The sequence below is a fragment of the Ralstonia sp. SA306 genome (assembly GCF_054792405.1).
In genome coordinates this window covers 1,762,444-1,781,705 of record NZ_CP096452.1, presented here as the reverse complement: position 1 = coordinate 1,781,705, position 19,262 = coordinate 1,762,444, and the positions used below count along the sequence as shown (strand labels likewise).

Annotated in this window: 15 protein-coding genes; 10 read left to right on the top strand and 5 right to left on the bottom strand. The window is 65.5% G+C overall.

All coding sequences use genetic code 11. The annotated features are described in order from the left end of the window. The first annotated feature begins 4 nt into the window (after positions 1-4). The 3 genes from M1D44_RS24515 (at position 5) to modA (ending at position 2,250) form a co-directional block, all read left to right on the top strand. Positions 5-439 carry a VOC family protein gene (locus M1D44_RS24515; RefSeq protein WP_024978174.1) on the top strand — a complete coding sequence of 145 codons (435 nt, stop codon included), beginning with the start codon at positions 5-7 and terminating at the stop codon, positions 437-439. Between the two features lie 50 nt (positions 440-489). Next, a complete protein-coding gene (locus M1D44_RS24510) occupies positions 490-1,368 on the top strand; it encodes a LysR family transcriptional regulator (RefSeq protein WP_316852654.1) in 879 nt (292 codons plus the stop codon). Positions 1,369-1,476: 108 nt separating this feature from the next. Then, complete coding sequence (modA, locus tag M1D44_RS24505; protein WP_316852653.1) at positions 1,477-2,250, top strand: molybdate ABC transporter substrate-binding protein; 774 nt, start codon at positions 1,477-1,479, stop codon at positions 2,248-2,250. Here the strand turns inward: modA and M1D44_RS24500 are convergent, their stop codons facing one another. Continuing rightward, positions 2,251-3,549 (bottom strand): MFS transporter, encoded by a 1,299-nt coding sequence (locus M1D44_RS24500; protein ID WP_316683435.1) that lies wholly within the window; start codon positions 3,547-3,549, stop codon positions 2,251-2,253. A gap of 178 nt (positions 3,550-3,727) precedes the next feature. Here M1D44_RS24500 and M1D44_RS24495 point away from each other — a divergent pair, with 178 nt between their 5' ends. From M1D44_RS24495 to M1D44_RS24465, 7 genes are all read left to right on the top strand, one after another. Then, the gene (locus M1D44_RS24495) at positions 3,728-4,390 is read left to right on the top strand and encodes a TetR/AcrR family transcriptional regulator (RefSeq protein WP_024978178.1); all 663 of its coding nucleotides are present in this window, start codon (positions 3,728-3,730) and stop codon (positions 4,388-4,390) included. Positions 4,391-4,483: 93 nt separating this feature from the next. Beyond that, positions 4,484-5,446: an AAA family ATPase gene (locus M1D44_RS24490; protein ID WP_316852651.1), complete on the top strand. Its 963-nt coding sequence runs from the start codon at positions 4,484-4,486 to the stop codon at positions 5,444-5,446. A 12-nt stretch (positions 5,447-5,458) separates the two neighbouring features. Beyond that, entirely contained in the window at positions 5,459-6,535 is a 1,077-nt protein-coding gene (locus tag M1D44_RS24485; RefSeq protein WP_024978180.1) for a DUF58 domain-containing protein, read from the top strand. Positions 6,536-6,641: 106 nt separating this feature from the next. Then, positions 6,642-8,675 (top strand): transglutaminase TgpA family protein, encoded by a 2,034-nt coding sequence (locus M1D44_RS24480; RefSeq protein ID WP_316852650.1) that lies wholly within the window; start codon positions 6,642-6,644, stop codon positions 8,673-8,675. A gap of 383 nt (positions 8,676-9,058) precedes the next feature. Then, positions 9,059-9,703: a carbonic anhydrase gene (locus M1D44_RS24475; protein WP_439004441.1), complete on the top strand. Its 645-nt coding sequence runs from the start codon at positions 9,059-9,061 to the stop codon at positions 9,701-9,703. A gap of 125 nt (positions 9,704-9,828) precedes the next feature. Further along, positions 9,829-11,391: a SulP family inorganic anion transporter gene (locus tag M1D44_RS24470; protein ID WP_112188715.1), complete on the top strand. Its 1,563-nt coding sequence runs from the start codon at positions 9,829-9,831 to the stop codon at positions 11,389-11,391. A 302-nt stretch (positions 11,392-11,693) separates the two neighbouring features. Next, on the top strand, positions 11,694-12,809 hold the full coding sequence (locus M1D44_RS24465) for a collagen-like triple helix repeat-containing protein (protein WP_316852648.1): 1,116 nt from the start codon (positions 11,694-11,696) through the stop codon (positions 12,807-12,809). A 106-nt stretch (positions 12,810-12,915) separates the two neighbouring features. Here M1D44_RS24465 and prpF read toward each other — a convergent pair whose 3' ends face one another. From prpF to prpB, 4 genes are all read right to left on the bottom strand, one after another. Further along, the gene (gene prpF, locus M1D44_RS24460; RefSeq protein ID WP_024978185.1) at positions 12,916-14,115 is read right to left on the bottom strand and encodes a 2-methylaconitate cis-trans isomerase PrpF; all 1,200 of its coding nucleotides are present in this window, start codon (positions 14,113-14,115) and stop codon (positions 12,916-12,918) included. Beyond that, positions 14,112-16,709, bottom strand: a complete 2,598-nt coding sequence (gene acnD, locus M1D44_RS24455) for a Fe/S-dependent 2-methylisocitrate dehydratase AcnD (RefSeq protein ID WP_316852646.1) — start codon at positions 16,707-16,709, stop codon at positions 14,112-14,114. The genes prpF and acnD overlap by 4 nt, the downstream gene beginning before the upstream one ends. Before the next feature lie 316 nt (positions 16,710-17,025). Then, positions 17,026-18,195: a bifunctional 2-methylcitrate synthase/citrate synthase gene (prpC, locus tag M1D44_RS24450; RefSeq protein ID WP_092974691.1), complete on the bottom strand. Its 1,170-nt coding sequence runs from the start codon at positions 18,193-18,195 to the stop codon at positions 17,026-17,028. Between the two features lie 36 nt (positions 18,196-18,231). Further along, on the bottom strand, positions 18,232-19,128 hold the full coding sequence (prpB, locus tag M1D44_RS24445) for a methylisocitrate lyase (RefSeq protein WP_112188706.1): 897 nt from the start codon (positions 19,126-19,128) through the stop codon (positions 18,232-18,234). Positions 19,129-19,262: the final 134 nt, after the last annotated feature.

The following is a 19,262-nucleotide window of genomic DNA, read 5'->3' as shown; positions in this document are numbered from 1 at the left end:
CACCATGAGCGACGTCACACCCGTGCTTGCCCCGTTTCACCTGGCTTTTCCTGTACACGACATTGCCGCGGCGCGCGCCTTCTATGGCGACATCCTCGGTTGCCCGGAGGGGCGCAGTTCGCCGGACTGGGTGGATTTCAATTTCTACGGCCATCAGATCGTCGCCCATCTGGCGCCGGACGAAATCGGCCATCGCAAGACCAGCGCCGTCGACGGCGACAACGTGCCCGTGCGCCACTTCGGCGTAGTGCTGTCGATGCCCGAATGGGAAGCTGCCGCCGACAAGCTGCGTGCCGCCGGCATCGAGTTCATCATCGAGCCGCACATCCGCTTCAAAGGTGAAGTGGGCGAGCAGGCCACGATGTTCTTTCTCGATCCGTCGGGCAACGCGATGGAGATCAAGGCGTTTGCCAACATGGCGTCGCTGTTTGCCAAGTGAGCCGGCGCGGCACGCGTATCCTTGCGCTTCTCCATTGACGCGCGCGCTCCATGCTTCGAGAACTCAAGACCTTCATCGCCGTTGCCCGGCACGGCACCTTTGCGGGCGCGGGCGATCGCATCGGCCTGACGCAGTCGGCGGTGAGCGCGCAGATCCAACGTCTGGAGGCCTCGCTCGGCTTCCCGCTCTTCGATCGCACGGGCCGCTCGGCAACGCTCAACGCCGCGGGGCGCGATGCGCTGGCGCTGGCCGAGCACATCGTCACGCTGTACGACCGTCTGGGTGACCAGGCCGGCGGCAACGAGCAGCGCGGCCTTGTGCGTATCGGGGCGATTGCTTCGGTGCAGACTTCGTTCCTGGTGGATGCGCTGGTGCAATTTCGCAGCGAATTCCCGCATTGCCGCGCACGCATCCTGCCGGGTGTCTCACTTGACCTGCTCGGCCTCGTAGATGCCGGCGAGATCGACCTGGCCGTGCTGATCCGCCCTCCGTTTGCGGTACCGGCCGATCTGGAATGGCGCACGCTGGTGGCCGAGCCGTTCGTGCTGCTGGTGCCCGCCAGCATGCCCGGCGACGACTGGCGCGCGCTGCTCACGCGTGAACCGTTCATCCGCTACGACCGCCGCTCGTTCGGCGGCCGTCGCGTCGAGCAGTTCCTGCGCGACCAGCGCATCACCACGCGCGACGTGATCGAACTCGACGAGCTGCAAGGCATGACGCAGCTCGTCGCGCGCGGGCAGGGCGTTGCACTTGCCCCGCAGACCGCCGCGCAAGCCACCTGGCCGTCCGGCACACGTGCCATCAGCCTGGGCGACGACACGTTCTACCGCGAGATCGGTTTAATCGAACGCCCCCGCCACAGCCGCCAGCCCATTGCGGGGCGGCTTGCCGATTGCATTGACGAAGCCGCGCGAGCCGATCGCACCTGAAGCCGCATGACCAGAGCGTGATATCCGGCATTCAGGTAGCGCATTGACCGAGCGTTATATCGACTCGTATATTACGGCCGGTCATCCATCAACTTTCCCGGGTTCTTCATGCAACGCTTCTCGCTGCGCGCGCACGTGCGCGCCATTGGTCTGGTCGCTGCGCTGGCGCTGGGTTTGGCCGCGCCCGTTCATGCGTCGGACCTGGTTGTTTCAGCGGCCGCCAGTCTGACCAACGCCTTCAAGACGATCGCGCAGCAGTACGAAGTGCTGCACCCGGACACCAAGGTCGTGCTCAACTTTGGCGCGTCGGACGTGCTGATGCAACAGATCGTGAAGGGCGCCCCCGCAGACGTGTTTGCCTCCGCCGATCAGGAGGCGATGAACAAGGCTGTGGCCGAGAAAGTCATCAAGGCCGAGACGCGCCACGACTTTGTCGCCAACCAGCTCGTGCTGATCGTGCCCGCCACGGGCACGGTGCCCGTGCATGCGCTGGCCGATCTCACGAGGCCCGAAGTGAAACGTGTGGCGATCGGCAATCCGGCGTCGGTGCCGGTGGGCCGCTATGCCAAGCGTGCGCTGGAAGCGGCCAAACTGTGGGAGCCGGTGGAGGCCAAGGCCGTGCTGGCGCAGAACGTGCGGCAGGCGCTGGACTATGTGTCGCGAGGCGAGGTTGAGGCCGGCCTGGTGTTTTCCACCGATGCCGCCATCGCCGCTGACAAGGTGAAGATTGCGAGCCCCGTGCCGCTGAATTTACCGCTCACGTACCCGATCGCTGTGACCTCGGGCACGAAGCAGCCGCAACCGGCGGCCGACTTCGTGGCGTATGTGCTGTCGCCCGCCGGCCAGGCGGTGCTGGCCAAGTACGGTTTCCTGAAACCTTGATTACGCGGTAGCTGGCTGGCCCGCGCGCTCGGCATCCTGCTTGGGCGTGCGGTGAATGCGCAGCACCAGGAAGGCGCCCGCCACGCACAGCCCGCCCGAAATCATGGAAGCGAGCGTGTAGTTGCCCAGCGAAGCGCGCATCATGCCCGCACCCAGCGTGGCGAATGCCGCGCCCAACTGATGCCCCGCGACGATCCAGCCGAACACGATGGGCGCCGCGGCCTTGCCGAACACATCGTTGGTCAGGCGCACGGTGGGCGGCACGGTGGCAATCCAGTCCAGGCCGTAGAAGATTGCGAACACCGGCAGGCCGAAGAACTCGAAGCCGAACGCATACGGCAGGTAGATCAGCGACAGGCCGCGCAGGCCGTAGTACCAGAACAGCAGCACGCGGCTGTTGTAGCGGTCGGACAGCCAGCCCGACAGCGTGGTGCCCACCAGATCGAAAATCCCCATCGCCGCGAGCAGGCTTGCGCCCTTCACCTCGGAGAACCCGTGGTCTGCGCACATGGCGATGAAGTGCGTGCCGATGTAGCCGTTGGTGCTCGCACCGCAGATGAAGAAGCTGGCAAACAGCAGCCAGAAATCGCGCTTGCGGGCCGCCTGCACGAGCGTCTGCATGGCCAGGGTGATCGGGTTGGCGCGCGGGCCTGGATCGACTTCCGGCGCATCTGCGGGTTCGCCATAGGTGCGCAGACCGACGCTCTTGGGCGATTCCGGCAGCAGCATCCACACGACCGGCAACAGCAACGCCAGCGCGCCGGCCACGATCAGCACCACCGGGCGCCAGCCGTAGCTCTCGACCACTGCGGCCATCATCGGCAGGAACACAAGCTGCCCCGTGGCCGAGCTGGCCGTCAGGATGCCCATGGCCAGCCCGCGATGCGAAGTGAACCAGCGATTGACCACCGTCGCGCCCAGCGTGATGGCCGCCACGCCCGTGCCGCCGCCTACCATCACGCCCCACAGCAGCACCATCTGCCACGGCTCGTGCATCATCGCCGAGAGTGCCGTGCCGGAAATCAGCACCGCCAGCGCGCCGAGCACCGTCGGGCGGATGCCGAAATACTGCATCGACGCCGCTGCAAACGGCCCCGTCAGCCCATACAGGGCAATACCGATCGAGATGGCCAGCGAGATCGTGCTGCGGCTCCAGCCGAATTCGTGCTCGAGCGGCAGCATCATCACGCTGGGCGTGGCGCGCGTGCCAGCCGCGCATAGCAGGATCAGGAACACCACCGCCAGCGCAAGCCAGCTGTAGTGAAAACGGGGGGCGATGAGGCGGGCAAGTCGCTGCATGGGCTGTCCGATTCTTTCGATTCTTAATTCTTGTTGGGGCGACAATATCGCATTCGTTACCGGTCGGTAACAACGTGGTTGCGATAGTAGGTACCGGTCGGTAACATGTCAAGCAGCATTCGAATGACACCGGCGTGGCTGGGGGTTTGTGCCCCACCGCGCTTGCAGGAGCACCACCATGGCCACCCTCAATCGTCGCGGACCTCGCGCGCTTTCCACCACCGTTGAGCAACCCAAGCCGACGCCGCGTCGCATCAGCGGTGAGGACGCTCACGCCAGCTTGCTCGAAGCGGCTCGTCAACTGTTTTACTACGAAGGCGTGCGGGCCGTGGGCGTCGAGGCCGTGGTGGAGAAGGCCGGCGTCAACAAGATGAGCCTGTACCGCCAGTTCAAGTCGAAGGACGATCTCGTCATCGCTTACCTGGAGCGCAGCGATGAGAGCTTCTGGGGCTACTTCAACACGAGCGTGGCCAAGCACCCGGACGATGCGCGCGCGCAATTGCTGCAGTTCTTCATCGATGTCTCCGAGCGCGCTTCGCGCCCCGGCTACCGGGGCTGCCCGTTTGTGAATGTGGCGGCGGAGTTTCCGGACATGACGCATCCGGCGCGGCAGTTTGTCCAGCGCAACAAGGCGCTGCTGCTCACCCGCCTGCGTGACCGCGCCCGAGCCGCCGGTGCGAGCGATCCCGATGCGCTGGCCGACGACCTGGCCTTCCTGATCGAAGGCGCCTACACCGCCAGCCAGACCTTCGGCACCGATGCGCCGCGCCTCATCAAGAGCCTGCCGCGCACGGCACGCGTGTTGCTCGATGCGGCTATCCCCGCGCGCAAACCGGACTGATGTTGTAGCGCACTCACGCACACGAGAGATGGGCGCGCGGGTGTCGTACGATGCCGCTACACTCGCTGGCATTGTTGCTTCGGCCGCACCTTGATGACGCCCAACCAAGCCCCGCTGTCTCCCGTTCGTACGACACCCGCTACGGCGCTCACGTTGCCGGCTGCGCTGTCGCAGGCGCAACGCGCGCTCGATCGCATCGTGCTCGGCAAGCCGCTGCAGATTCGCTTGGCGCTGGCGTGTCTGATCGCACGCGGGCACCTGCTGCTGGAAGACCTTCCGGGCGTGGGCAAGACCACGCTGGCGCATGCGCTGGCCCGCACACTCGGGCTGCAATACCAGCGCGTGCAGTTCACGAGCGATTTGCTGCCCACCGACCTGATCGGCGTATCGATCTACGTGAAAGAGAAGGGCGCATTCGAATTCCACCCCGGGCCGCTGTTCGCGCAGGTGGTGCTGGCCGACGAAATCAACCGCGCTACGCCCAAGGCGCAGAGCGCGCTGCTCGAAGCCATGGCCGAAGGGCAGGTCACGCATGACGGGGCGACGTATCCGCTGCCCGAGCCGTTCTTCGTGATTGCCACGCAGAACCCGCTGAACCAGATCGGCACGCATCCGCTGCCGGAATCGCAGTTGGATCGCTTTACGATGCGGCTGTCGCTGGGTTATCCCGATCAAAGTTCGGAACGTGCGTTGTACCTTGGGGGTGGTGCGCCGCAAGACATTGAAGCGGTGCTGACCGCCGCGCAGGTCATCGCCTTGCAGACTGCCGCCGATGCCGTACACGTGGCGCCGGCGTTGGTCGACTACGTGCTCGCGCTGGTGAACGCCACGCGCACCGACGCACAGGTGCAGATGGGTCTGTCGCCGCGCGCCGGGCTGGCGTTGCTGGCGGCGGCGCGTGCCTGGGCGCTGATCGACGACCGCGACGCCGTGCTGCCCGAAGACGTGCAAGCCGTATTCAAGGCCGTGGCGGCGCACCGGTTGTTGCCCACGGGCGGCACGCTGTCGGCCACCGCGCTGGCGCAGCGGCTGCTCGACACGGTCGCTATTCCCTAAGTACGCGGCGTCATGGCGCGGTTCACGTCTTTGCTGCTGGCGCCGCTGCGTGTGCTCGGTGCGGGCCTGGCGATGCTGCCCGGCGTGCGCTTTGCGCGCTCGCGTGTGCAACGCTTTCTGCAACGGCCGCGCAAGCCGCGCGAAGGCCGCATCCGCCTGGACCGCAATCACGTCTACATCCTGCCCACTGCGGCCGGCGGCGGCTTTGCGTTGCTGCTGGTCGTGATGCTGCTCACCTCGCTCAACTACAACGTGAGCCTCGGTTTTCTGCTGACCTTCGTGCTGGCCGGCGTGGCAGCGTCCGCCATGTGGCAGACACATCGCAACCTCGTTGATCTGGAAGTGCGCGGCGCGGCGGGCGATGCCGTGTTTGCCGGGCATGCGTTGAATGTTGGCGTGGCATTGGCCAATGTCACGCCATGGGCGCGTGTGGGTGTGGATGTGAGCGCCGCGCAAGCCGCGGCGGTTGAAACATCGCTCGACGCGCAAGACGCCATCGTGGCCGCGTTGTCTTTCGCCGATCAGCCGCGCGGTTGGTTCAAGTTGCCGCGCCTGACGGTGTCGACGCGTTTTCCGCTCGGCCTGTTTCGCGCGTGGAGCTATGCCGATGCGCCGCTCACGCTGTTGGTCTATCCCGCACCGGAACCCTCCGCGCCGCCGCTGCCCGCCAGCTTTGCGCCCGACCCTGGCGACGAAGACGACACGCGCGCCGCCCGCACCCATGTCGAAGAAGCCGCAGACCAATTGCGCACGTACCGCCCCGGCGACGCCCTGCGCAGCATCGCCTGGAAGCACAGCGCGCGGCTCGACACGTGGATGAGCCGCACCGGCCAGCAAGTCCGCCACGCGCAATGCGTGCTCGCGTGGGAAGCGCTGCCGCCCTCGATGAACGTGGAACAACGCCTGTCGCGCCTGTGCGCGTGGGTGCTGGCCGCCGAGCACGCCCCCGCCGGCGATGAACCCGAATACACGCTGAGCCTGCCGGGCACTGTCATTGGCCCGGCGCGGGGTGTTGCGCATCGGGACGCATGTCTGCGTGCGTTGGCGTTGTGGGGTAAGCCTGCGATGCCGGAAGAGGGGCCGGCATGAGCAGTAAGCAGGGGCCCCGCGCAGCGGGGATGCGCACGGCCGCGAATGCCGCCGGCCACCGACACCACTCGGCTCGGATGATCGACATGCGCGGGGAGGTGGCCACATGACCACTGCCATCATCGGCACCGAAGCGGCCGCCTTCGGTTCGGCCCGCGCGCTGACCCATCGCGAGCACGGCTGGCTGATTGCGCAGCTTGCTGTCGTGCTTGTGCCGCTGCTGCGTGCGCTGCCGCTGGTGACCTGCGCCGTGTTCGGCGTGCTGCTGCTCTGGCGCGCGCTGCTGTGGGTGCGGGGCGCGCCGTTGCCGGGCAAGTGGTTGTTGGGGCTGACGGGCGTGGCCACCCTTGTCGTGACGCTGGCACTCGCCATGCGCACCGGCGGAAACATTGGGCGGGACTTGTCGGTGGCGCTGCTTGGCGCGTTTCTCGTGCTCAAGCTGATGGAATCGCACACCGTGCGCAACGGCGTGCTCGTCACGCAGTTGTGCTGTTTCCTGCTGCTCTCGCAGGGGCTGTTCGACCAGCCGCCCTGGCTGGCCGCCACCATGCTGGCGACCGTGGCGCTGCTGTTGCGCAATTGGCTGTTGCTGCTGCATCCGCAGGCGCGTACGCGCGTATCCCCCGCGCGTGTGCTGGCGCGTTTGGTGCTCATGGGGTTGCCGTGCGCGGCGGTGCTGTTCCTGCTGTTCCCGCGGCTGGATCATCCGCTGTGGCGCCTGCCGCAAACTGCCGACACCGCCGTCAGCGGCCTGTCTGACCGCATGGCGCCCGGCTCCGTCGGTCAACTGATCCTCTCCGACGATCTTGCCTTCCGTGTCGATTTTGCCGGCGCGCCGCCACCGCTCGACACGCTCTACTGGCGCGGCATGGTGCTGTGGCGTTTTGATGGCCAAGCGTGGACGGCTGCGTCGATGCGGCAACGTCCCGCAGCGGAAAGCGTACCCAATTCTGCGGACGCAATGAGCGGCGCGCCGGGCGTATTCGATTACAACATCACGCTGGAACCGACGCGCCAGCGCTGGCTGTTTGCGCTCGATCGCGGCCAGTCGATCGAGGCGCGAGACGGCACCGGCCGCAGCATCGACGGCGAATTCATCAGCACGCAACCGCTCGACCAGCGCGTGCGCTATCACGCGCGCTCGCGGCTGCCGGAGCGCAATCGCACGGACGATGCCCGCCCGCTCGATCCGCGCACGCAGCAGATGGCGCTGGCGTTGCCGCCGGGCAACGGCCAAGCGCGTGCGCTGGCAGCGCAATGGGCAGAGCTGCCGCCGCCTGAGCGCGTATCGGCGGCGCTCAAGCTGTTTGGCCGCGCACCTTTTGCCTACACGCTTGAACCGGAGCCGTTGCAGGATCAGCAGATCGATGATTTTCTCTTCCGCACGCACCGTGGCTTCTGCGAGCACTACGCGGGCAGCTTCGTCTTCCTGATGCGCGCGGCGGGTGTGCCGGCGCGCGTGGTGGTGGGCTACCTCGGCGGCGAGGTGAATGCCATGAGCGGCGACATCATCGTGCGCCAGTCCGATGCACATGCCTGGGCTGAGGTGTGGCTCGACGGACGCGGCTGGGTGCGTGTGGACCCAACCGCCGCCGTCGCGCCGCAACGCGTCGAACGTGGCTTGGCTGCCGCCGTGCCCGCCAGCGAATTCCGCTCGCGCCGCGCAGAAGAACCGGGTTGGCTGCGCAGCGTGCGCTGGGGGCTGGATGGCCTGATCAGCGGCTGGAACAGTTGGGTGCTCGGCTACGACCGCAGCCGCCAGGCGCGCCTGTTTGCGTGGCTTGGGTTGGATGCAGCGGACCCCCGCGCGGTGCTGTGGGGCGTGTCGGGTTTGTTCCTGCTCGCTGCGCTGCCGCTGCTGTGGCAGCAGCGCAAGCCCAAGCCTGACCCGGTGCAGGCCCAGTGGCAGCGCCTGTGTGACCGGCTGGCAAGGCATGGTTGCGCGCGCGGTCCGGCAGAGGGCCCGACGGCCTATGCCGAGCGTGCCGCCGCGCAGTTTCCGCACGCGGCTCAGGCGTTGCGCAATGCAGCCGCCGGTTACGTCGCCCTGCGCTACGGACGCGACGATGGCGATGCGCAAGCGCGTGCCCAGCGGTTCACGCAATGGCGCGAAGCGGTTGCGCAAGTTCGCCTGGGCTAACGCGCAAGCTGTTGATCGGCTTAGAAAACGTGCCCCAAATGCGGGCACCCACGTGGTTGATCGAGGGTGCTGGTCATTCACCTGTGATGGAATATTTTCCGATCCAGGAATTAAATATTTCGGATAGATAACTTGGGCAGTGGAATAACTGCACGCAGTTTCCCGATTGCAGATAATCGGTGCGACAGAGTCGCGCAGGGCGTGCGCATTATCGGTGCATATTCGATCCGATTTGACGTCGATACCCTCACTGGCACAGCGGGAACCTTTCTCATACGATGGTTTTCGTAACGTTTCCGCTGCACTGCAACGTTGCCGCGAACACCCGCCCAACTGGGTTTCCGGCCTGCAGCGGTCTCGCAGATTCCGCAGGAGCCATACCAATGCATCGACCGAAACGCATGCTTGTCGAGAATGTCGCGTGGGCGCACGAAACTGCCGCACGTGATCCCGGATTCTTTTCACGTTTGGCCCAAGGCCAACAACCCCAGGTGTTATGGATCGGCTGTGCAGACAGCCGTGTGCCCGCTGAAACCATTACGCATTCCAACCCGGGCGATTTATTCGTCCATCGCAATATCGCCAATCTTGTTTGTCCGGCGGACGACAACACGATGAGCGTGCTGGAATATGCGGTGCGCGTGCTCAAGGTCGCGCACGTGATCGTGTGCGGGCATGACGGCTGCGGTGGCGTACGTGCATCGCTGCTGCCGCCGCCCGATGGTTTGCCGCACGTGGCGCGCCGCATTGCGCCGCTGTGCGCGCTGGCCGGCCGTCACCGTACAGAACTCGATGCCGCGTCCGATCTGGATGCACGCGTCAATCGTCTGGCCGAACTCAATGTGCTCGAACAGGTGCGCTGCCTGCGCGAGAGCGCCATCGTGCGCGAGGCAGAACGCCCGCCACGCATACACGGCTGGATCTTCGGCCTGGCCGATGGGCACATCCGCGTGCTGGCTTCGGGCGATCCTGATGCGGAACACGCCACCCGCGGCGACATCCTGATGCCCGCCGAGGCCATCGCTTAACCCGATCGGCGGCGGCGTTTGCGGCCGCCGCTGTTTCCCGACGTTTTCTCTCCTCACGCATGCCGGCGGTGCCCCGCCCGCAGGCAGGCGTTCGCGCGTGCGCAATTCATACAACTCCAACAACCATGCAAACACCAACCTCACCGGCATTCTTCCCGCGCGACATGCTCGCCGGGCTTATCGTGTTCTTTGTCGCCCTGCCGCTGTGCCTGGGTATTGCCAATGCATCGGGCGTTGACCCGCTTGCCGGGCTGCTCTCCGGCATGATCGGCGGCCTGGTGGTGGCGCTGCTCAGCGGCTCGCAACTGAGCGTGAGCGGCCCGGCTGCGGGCCTCGTCGTGATCGTCGTGGACGGCATTGCCAAGCTGGGCGGTTTCTCGGCGTTTCTGATGGCCGTGGCGCTGGCGGGCGCGTTGCAGTTTGTGTTCGGCATGCTGCGCGCCGGGCGCTTTGCGGCGTATGTGCCGTCGTCGGTCATCAAGGGCATGCTCGCGGCGATCGGGCTGCTGCTGATCATCAAGCAGGTGCCGTTGGCGCTTGGGCTGGCAGGGGCCGATGGTGCGGCCGGCGCGGGCACGGTCGCCACGCCGTTGGGGTCGATGTCCTTGACGGCGCTGCTGGTGACGCTGTTGTCAGCCGCCGTGCTCATCGGCTGGGATACGCCGATGCTGCGGCGATTCACGCTGGTCCGCGCGCTGCCTTCGCCGCTGGTTGTGGTGGCACTCGGCATTGGCGTGACATTGCTCCTTGAGGTGGTGGCGCCGGGCATTGCAGTGCCGGCCGAGCATCGTGTCGATCTACCGTCGCTGGCTTCGTTCGGGGCGTTTCTCGATGCGCTTGAGTCGCCCGCGCTCGGGGCACTGGGCAATCCCGATGTCTGGCGCGTAGCCATGGCACTGGCCATCGTGGCCAGCCTCGAGACGCTGTTGTGCCTGGAGGCCGTCGAGCAAATCGACCCAAAGAAACGTGCTGCATCGCCGGATCGCGAGCTGAAGGCGCAAGGCGTGGGCAACCTGGTGGCAGGCCTGTTTGGCGGGCTGCCGATCACGTCCGTCATCGTGCGCAGTTCGGCCAACGTGCACGCCGGCGCGCAGAGCCGCTGGTCAGCCGTCGTGCATGGTGTGCTGCTGCTGGCGAGCGTGTTTGCGCTCACCACCATCGTCAATCTGATTCCGCTGGCGTGCCTGGCGACCATCCTGATCTTCACCGGCTACAAGCTGGCCAAGCCGTCGCTGTTCGTGGCGGTGGCGCGGCAGGGGTGGGATCGCTTTGCACCCTTCATCGCCACCATCGTCGGGGTGCTGCTGACGGACTTGCTGATCGGCATCGTGATCGGCATTGCGCTGAGCATCGCGCTGGCGATCCGCGCCAACCTGCGCCGCACGATTGTCATGGCGCGCCATCACGACCACTTTCTGCTGTCGTTCCGCAAGGATGTGTCGTTCATGGGCAAGGTGCCGCTCAAGCGCTATCTGGCGCAGGTGCCGGACCACGCCACGCTCATCGTCGACGGTGCTCGAGCAGATTACATCGACCCCGACGTGCGCGAGATGGTCGAGCACTTCATCGAGGCGGCGCCGGCGCGCGGCATCGTGATCGAACGCCATCACTTTGATGCGACCGTGCCACAGCGCGCTCCGGGGCTTCGCATGCCGCGCCTGCCATTTTTGCGTACCGCAGCCAGATAACGTGTGTTCGCCGTTTAACCCATTTTGGGTAATTTGGAATGTTGCCTCCAAACATAATCGGAAACTCTTGCTGCAAGGCGAACGTTTGCGCCACGGTGGCACTTCGTCTGGCGGCGGTCCCCTGGGCCTAGTTGGCTTCAGGCCGGGGATCGCCGGCGTTTGACAATGTTTGCAATTGCCATCGACTCGGTTAATAGACTTAATTTGAACGCGCTATCCAGTGATTCGGATGGCGCACCGATAAAGGATCGAATCAGGCAAAGCGCGCATTATCAAGCGCATTTTTAAAACGGGAGGCAGACATGAAGGCATTGCAACGAGGGACACTGGTTTCGGCGGCCTTGGTAGGTCTGCTTGTGCTGGGCGGCTGCGCCAGCTCCGGCTCGGGTGACATGAGCGGTACCACCGGCAGCGATGGCAGCTCTGCCAGCAACGGCGGCGGCTCCGGTTCCAACGGCTCGGGTGGCACGACAACGACAGCGTCCACCACGCCCACCGGCGACATCGCCTACAAAAGCGGCGGGGTGGTGACGGCCACGGGGGACGCTATCAGCAGCCTGGGGTCGACGGTGGGCGGCAGCAATCTGCCGGGTGCGTCGGCGCTGGGCAACGTGGTCGACAACGTGGGCAATACGGTGTCGGCGCTCGGCACGGGCGTGCAATCGGGCCTGGGTAGCATCGGCACCAGCTCGAACCCGGTCGGCACCACGGTGTCGAGCACCGGCAACGTGGTGACGCAGGTCGGGAACACCGTCGATGCAACGGGTGGCCTCGTGAGCAGTCTCGGCACCGGGCCGTTGCAGCCGCTGTCGCCGGTCACGTCACCGGTGGGTGGCGCGGTTTCGCAGGTTGGGCAGGCAGTGGCGGGCGCGGGCGGCACGCTTGGCACGGCCTTGTCGACGGGGCCGGTGGAGCAGGTCACGCAGCAGGTCAGTTCCGCTGTGGTGCCGCTGACTTCGCAAGTCACCACTGCCACGCAGACGCTGGGCAACAGCACCGGCCTGGGCGCGCCTGCCAAGAACCTGTTGGAGACGGTGGGCGATGGTGTGGCCAACGTCGGTACGTCGCTGACCGCCACGAATGCCCCGGGCGTCTCGGGCCTGGGCGGCGTGGTCACGGCCACGGGCAACACGGTGGCAGCACTGGGCGGCCCGCTGTCTGGCGGTAGTGCATCGGGTAGCCCGTTGGCGCCGATCACGAATGCCTTGGGCGGCGTAGGAGGAGGCAGCAGCCCGCTGGGTGCGGTGACCGGCGCGTTGGGCGGTACGCCGACCGCTGGCGGCACGGCGCCGATCGGCTCGCTGGTCACCAGTGTGGGCACCTCCGTCACGTCCACGGGCGCCACCACGCCGCTGGCACCGGTGACAGGCACGGTGGGCGGCGCACTTACCACCATAGGCGGCGCCCTGACGCACTGATGCACTGACTGCCTTCCTGCAATGCAAATGGGCCAGCAAGGCTGGCCCATTCTCCAAGCCGTTCTGCAAGATGTTGAACGGCTTTTTCTTTCCTACTCCCTCTGGCTCAAGCGCCTGGCACGCGCACCCAGCCTTCCATCAGCACACGTGCGCTGCGGCTCATGATGGCCTTGGTGACGGCCCATTCGCCGTCCACCAGCTTGGCCTCCGCGCCCACACGCAGCGTGCCCGACGGATGCCCAAATCGCACGGCATTAGGCACCGCGCCACGTTCTCCGCCGCCAGCCGCGAGGTTGACGAGCGTGCCCGGAATTGCCGCCGCCGTGCCAATGGCCACTGCCGCCGTGCCCATCATCGCGTGGTGCAGCTTGCCCATCGACAGCGCGCGCACGAGCAGATCGACATCGCCCGCGCCGACTTTCTTGCCGCTCGACGCCACGTAGTCTTTTGGCGGCGCAACGAACGCCACCTTGGGCGTGTGTTGCCGCGTGGCAGCTTCGTCGATGCTCTTGATCAGGCCCATGCGCACCGCGCCATGCGCGCGAATGGTCTCGAACATTGCCAGCGCCTTCGCATCGCCGTTGATGGCGTCCTGCAGCTCGGTGCCGGTGTAGCCGATGGCCTCTGCGTTGATGAAGATCGTCGGGATGCCCGCGTTGATCATCGTCGCCTTGAGCGTGCCCACGCCGGGCACGTCCAGGTCGTCGACGAGGTTGCCGGTGGGGAACATCGCGCCGCCGCCGTCGCCATCTTCTTCCGCCGCCGGGTCGAGGAATTCGAGCTGCACTTCGGCCGCCGGAAACGTCACGCCGTCGAGTTCAAAGTCGCCCGTCTCCTGCACCGCGCCGTTGGTGATGGGCACATGCGCAATGATGGTCTTGCCGATGTTGGCCTGCCAGATGCGCACGATGGCGGTGCCGTTCTGCGGCACACGGCTCGCATCGACCAACCCGTTGCTGATGGCGAAGGGCCCGACTGCTGCGGAGAGGTTGCCGCAGTTGCCCGACCAATCCACAAACGGCTTGTCGATGGAGACCTGGCCGAACAGGTAATCCACGTCGTGGTCCGGGCGCGTGCTTTTGCTGAGAATCACCGTCTTGCTGGTGCTCGATGTGGCGCCGCCCATGCCGTCGATCTGCTTGCCGTACGGGTCGGGGCTGCCGATCACGCGCATCAGCAAGGCGTCACGCGCGGCGCCGGGTTGCTGCGCGGCCTCGGGCAGGTCTTGCAGACGGAAAAACACGCCCTTGCTGGTGCCGCCACGGATGTAGGTGGCGGGGATTTTGATCTGAGCCGGATGCGTCATGCCGCCTCCTTGTTCGATTCCAGGAAGTCCTGCGCAAAGCGCTGCAGCACGCCGCCGGCTTCGTAAATCGAGACTTCTTCATCGCTGTCCAGGCGGCACGTAACGGGCACTTCCACGCGTTCGCCGTTCTTGCGGTGGATGACGAGCGTCAGGTCTGCGCGCGGCTTGCGTTCGCCGACCACGTCAAAGGATTCGGTGCCGTCAATGCCCAGCGTGAGGCGCGTGGTGCCCGGCTTGAACTCCAGCGGCAGCACGCCCATGCCGATCAGGTTCGTGCGGTGGATGCGCTCGAAGCCTTCGGCCACGATGACTTCCACGCCGGCCAAGCGCACGCCCTTGGCCGCCCAGTCGCGCGAGCTGCCCTGGCCGTAGTCGGCGCCGGCAATCACGATCAGCGGCTGCTTGCGCTCCATGTAGGTCTCGATGGCTTCCCACATGCGCGTGACCTTGCCCTCGGGCTCGATGCGCGTGAGCGATCCCTTCTTCACGGTGCCATCGACCACGGCCATCTCGTTGATGAGCGTGGGGTTGGCAAACGTCGCGCGTTGCGCGGTCAGGTGATCGCCGCGGTGCGTGGCGTACGAGTTGAAGTCCTCTTCCGGCAGGCCCATCTTGGCCAGGTATTCACCAGCGGCGCTGCTCGCCAGGATGGCGTTGGACGGCGAGAGGTGATCGGTCGTGATGTTGTCGCCCAGCACGGCCAGCGGGCGCAGGCCCTTGAGCGTGCGCTCGCCAGCCAGCGCGCCTTCCCAGTACGGCGGGCGGCGAATATACGTGCTCTGCGGGCGCCACGCGTACAGCGGGCTCACGTTGGCAACGGACTCGCTGCGCTGCTCGAACATCGGGATGTACACCTTGCGGAACTGCTCCGGCTTGACCGATGCACGCACGATGGCGTCGATCTCTTCGTCGGTCGGCCACAGGTCTTTGAGCAGGATCGGCTTGCCGTTGGCATCGGTGCCGAAGCTGTCGCGCTCGATATCGAAGCGCACCGTGCCGGCAATCGCATAGGCCACCACCAGCGGCGGCGAGGCCAGGAACGCCTGCTTGGCATACGGATGGATGCGGCCGTCGAAGTTGCGGTTGCCCGACAGCACGGCCGTGGCGTACAGGTCGCGGTCGATGATCTCTTGCTGGATCTTCGGGTCCAGCGCGCCGCTCATGCCGTTGCACGTGGTGCACGCAAACGCAACGATGCCGAAGCCCAGCTTTTCCAGTTCGTGCTTCAGGCCGGCTTCTTCCAGATACAGCTCAACGGCCTTGGAGCCCGGCGCCAGCGAGCTCTTCACCCACGGCTTGCGGGTCAGGCCCAGGCGGTTGGCATTGCGCGCCAGCAGCGCCGCGGCAATCACGTTGCGCGGGTTGCTGGTGTTGGTGCAGCTCGTGATGGCCGCGATGATGACGGCGCCATCCGGCATCTGGCCCGGCGTTTCTTCCCACTTGCCGGCGATGCCCTTGGCGGCCAGGTCGGTCGTCGCCACGCGCGCATGCGGGTTGGACGGGCCGGCCATGTTGCGCACCACGCTCGACAGGTCAAAGCGCAGCACGCGTTCGTATTCCGCATGCTTGAGCGTGTCGGACCACAGGCCCGCCGTCTTGGCATACGTCTCGACCAGCTTGACCTGCTCGTCGGTACGGCCGGTGAGGCGCAGGTAGTCGAGCGTGTTGTCGTCAATCGAGAACATCGCCGCGGTGGCGCCGTACTCGGGGGCCATGTTCGAGATGGTGGCGCGGTCGCCCAGCGTCAGCTTGGATGCGCCTTCGCCGTAGAACTCGAGGTATGCGCCCACCACCTTCTGCTTGCGCAGGAATTCGGTCAACGCCAGCACGATGTCGGTGGCGGTGATACCGGGCTGGCGCTGGCCCGTCAGCTCCACGCCAACGATGTCCGGCAGGCGCATCCACGAGGCACGCCCGAGCATCACATTCTCGGCTTCCAGGCCGCCCACGCCGACGGCGATCACGCCCAGCGCATCCACGTGCGGCGTGTGGCTGTCGGTGCCGACGCAGGTGTCGGGGTAGGCCACGTCGTCGTGCGCCTGGATGACGGGCGACATCTTCTCCAGATTGATCTGGTGCATGATGCCGTTGCCCGCTGGGATCACGTCGACGTTCTTGAACGCAAGCTTCGTCCAGTCGATGAAGTGGAAGCGGTCTTCGTTGCGGCGGTCTTCAATGGCGCGGTTCTTGGCGAAGGCGTCGGGGTCGAAGCCGCCGCATTCCACCGCCAGCGAGTGGTCGACGATCAACTGCACCGGCACCACCGGGTTGACCTTGGCGGGGTCGCCGCCCTGGTCGGCAATCGCGTCGCGCAGGCCGGCCAGATCCACCAGCGCGGTTTGGCCCAGGATGTCGTGGCACACCACGCGCGCCGGGAACCAGGGGAAATCCAGATCGCGCTTACGCTCGATCAGTTGCTTGAGCGAGTCGGTGAGGGTGGCTGGGTCGCAGCGGCGGACCAGGTTCTCGGCGAGGACTCGGGAGGTGTACGGGAGCTTGTCGTAGGCGCCGGCTTGGATGGCTTCGACGGCTTCTCTCGCGTCGAAGTAGTCGAGTGACGTGCCGGGGAGGGGTTTGCGGTGTGCTGTGTTCATGGTGTGGGTGCATCCCTTGTTTCATCCCCTGTCGGGGGCGGGCGGTTGTGGTCCATCCCGGGTATCGTCCCCTGCCGGGGCTGACTCACTTTTCTTTGTCTTGCCAAAGAAAAGTAAGCAAAAGAAAGGCGCGCCCGAGATGGCGACTTCCCCTTGAATTTATGTAACCGGGCGGAGACGGGAAAAACTCGCTTCGCTCAAACAGTTTCCCGTCTTCTTTCCGCCCGCTTACAAAAATTCAAGGCGCCATCAAGGGCCGGAACGTCAACGGCCACACCCTCTACGGTTTGGGGTTGACGTTCCTTTTCTTGCGGTCTTACGGGCGCTTGCCGATCGGTACGAACTTCAGGTCGTCGGGGCCGGTGTAGTTGGCGCTCGGGCGGATGATCTTGTTGTCGATGCGCTGCTCGATGATGTGCGCTGCCCAGCCCGACGTACGCGCGATCACGAACAGCGGCGTGAACATTGCCGTCGGCACACCCATCATGTGGTACGACACGGCGCTGAACCAGTCCAGGTTCGGGAACATCTTCTTGATGTCCCACATGACGGTTTCCAGGCGCTCGGCAATGTCGAACATCTTGGTGTTGCTGGCTTCCTTCGACAGCTTGCGCGCCACTTCCTTGATGACCTTGTTGCGCGGGTCGGACACGGTGTACACCGGGTGGCCGAAGCCGATCACGACTTCCTTGGCTTCCACGCGGCGGCGGATGTCGGCTTCGGCCTCGTCCGGGGTGTCGTAGCGCTTCTGGATCTCGAAAGCGACTTCATTGGCGCCGCCGTGCTTCGGGCCGCGCAATGCGCCAATCGCTCCGGTGATGGCCGAGTAGATGTCCGAGCCCGTGCCGGCAATCACGCGGCCGGTGAACGTCGATGCGTTGAACTCGTGCTCGGCATACAGGTTGAGCGAGACGTGCATGGCGTCGACCCACGACTTCGGCGGCTCCACGCCGTGCAGCAGGTGCAGGAAGTGGCCGCCGATGGAGTCGTCATCCGTTTCGACCTCGATGCGCTTGCCGTTGTGGCTGTAGTGGTACCAGTACAGCAGCATCGAGCCGAGCGATGCCATCAGGCGGTCGGCGATGTCGCGCGCGCCGGGGGTGGCGTGGTCGTCCTTCTCTGGGAGCACGGTGCCCAGCACCGACACGCCTGTGCGCATCACGTCCATCGGGTGGGCGGAGGCGGGCACCCACTCCAGGGCGGCCTTCACGTTGGCGGGCAGGCCGCGCAGCGCCTTCAGCTTGGTCTTGTAGGCAGCCAGCTCAGCCTTGTTGGGCAGCTTGCCGTGCACCAGCAGGTGGGCGACTTCTTCAAACTCGCACGCGCCGGCCAGGTCGAGGATGTCGTAGCCGCGGTAGTGCAGGTCATTGCCAGTGCGGCCAACGGTACACAGCGCGGTGTTGCCGGCGGTGACGCCCGACAGGGCCACGGACTTCTTCGGCTTGAAAGCGCCGGCGTTCGGCGTGCTGTTATCGGCTTCGCTCATGGTGTGGTCTCCTTGGATGCGTTGAATTCGTAGGCGTTATTTCTGTGCGGCAAACAGCGCGTCGAGCTTGTCTTCGTACGCGTGGTAGCCGAGATATTGGTACAGATCGGCGCGCGATTGCATGGTTTCCACGGCCGCCTTCTGGGTGCCATCACGCATCACGGTTTGATAGAAGTTGAGCGCCGCAGCGTTCATCGCACGATAGGCGCCGCAGCAGTACAGCGCGATATCCACGTTGGCGCTGCGCAGTTCGTCGGTGGTAAAGAGCGGTGTGCTGCCGAACTCGGTCAGGTTGGCCAGGATGGGCACCTTCACGGCGGCCTTGAAGCGGCGGTAGTCGTCCAGCGTCTTCATCGCCTCAGGAAAGATCATGTCGGCGCCCGCTTCCACGTAGGCAACAGCGCGCTCGATGGCTGCGTCGATGCCTTCGGAGGCGGCCGCATCGGTGCGGGCCATGATGACGAAATCGTCATCGGTGCGGGCATCCACGGCGGCCTTCACGCGGTCGACCATCTCGTCGATGGAAACGACTTCTTTGCCCGGGCGATGGCCGCAGCGCTTCTGGCCGACCTGGTCTTCCAGGTGCACGGCGGCCACGCCGGCCTTGATGAACGAACGAATGGTGCGCGCAATATTGAAGGCGCCGCCCCAGCCCGTGTCGATGTCGACCATCAGCGGAATCTGCACGGCGTCGGTGATGCGGCGCGCGTCGATCAGCACGTCTTCCATCGTGCTGATGCCCAGATCCGGAATGCCCAGCGAGTTGGCAGCCACGCCGCCGCCCGACAGGTACACGGCCTTGAAGCCGGTCTGCTCGGCCATCTTGGCAGCGTAGGCGGTGATGGCGCCCACCACTTGCAGCGGTTGGGATTCAGCCACGGCGGCACGGAATTTGGCGCCGGCGCTGGTCGGGTGTCGTTGGGTTGTGCTCATGAAGGCTCCAGAAAGAACGGCATAAAAGAGCAGGAAGCGGGCCACCTGTGCGAGCCGACGTAACCCCTTGATTTGTATGGATGTGACTTTACCGCTCGCGCGCACATCATTTCAGAAATGAAATTTTCAATTTC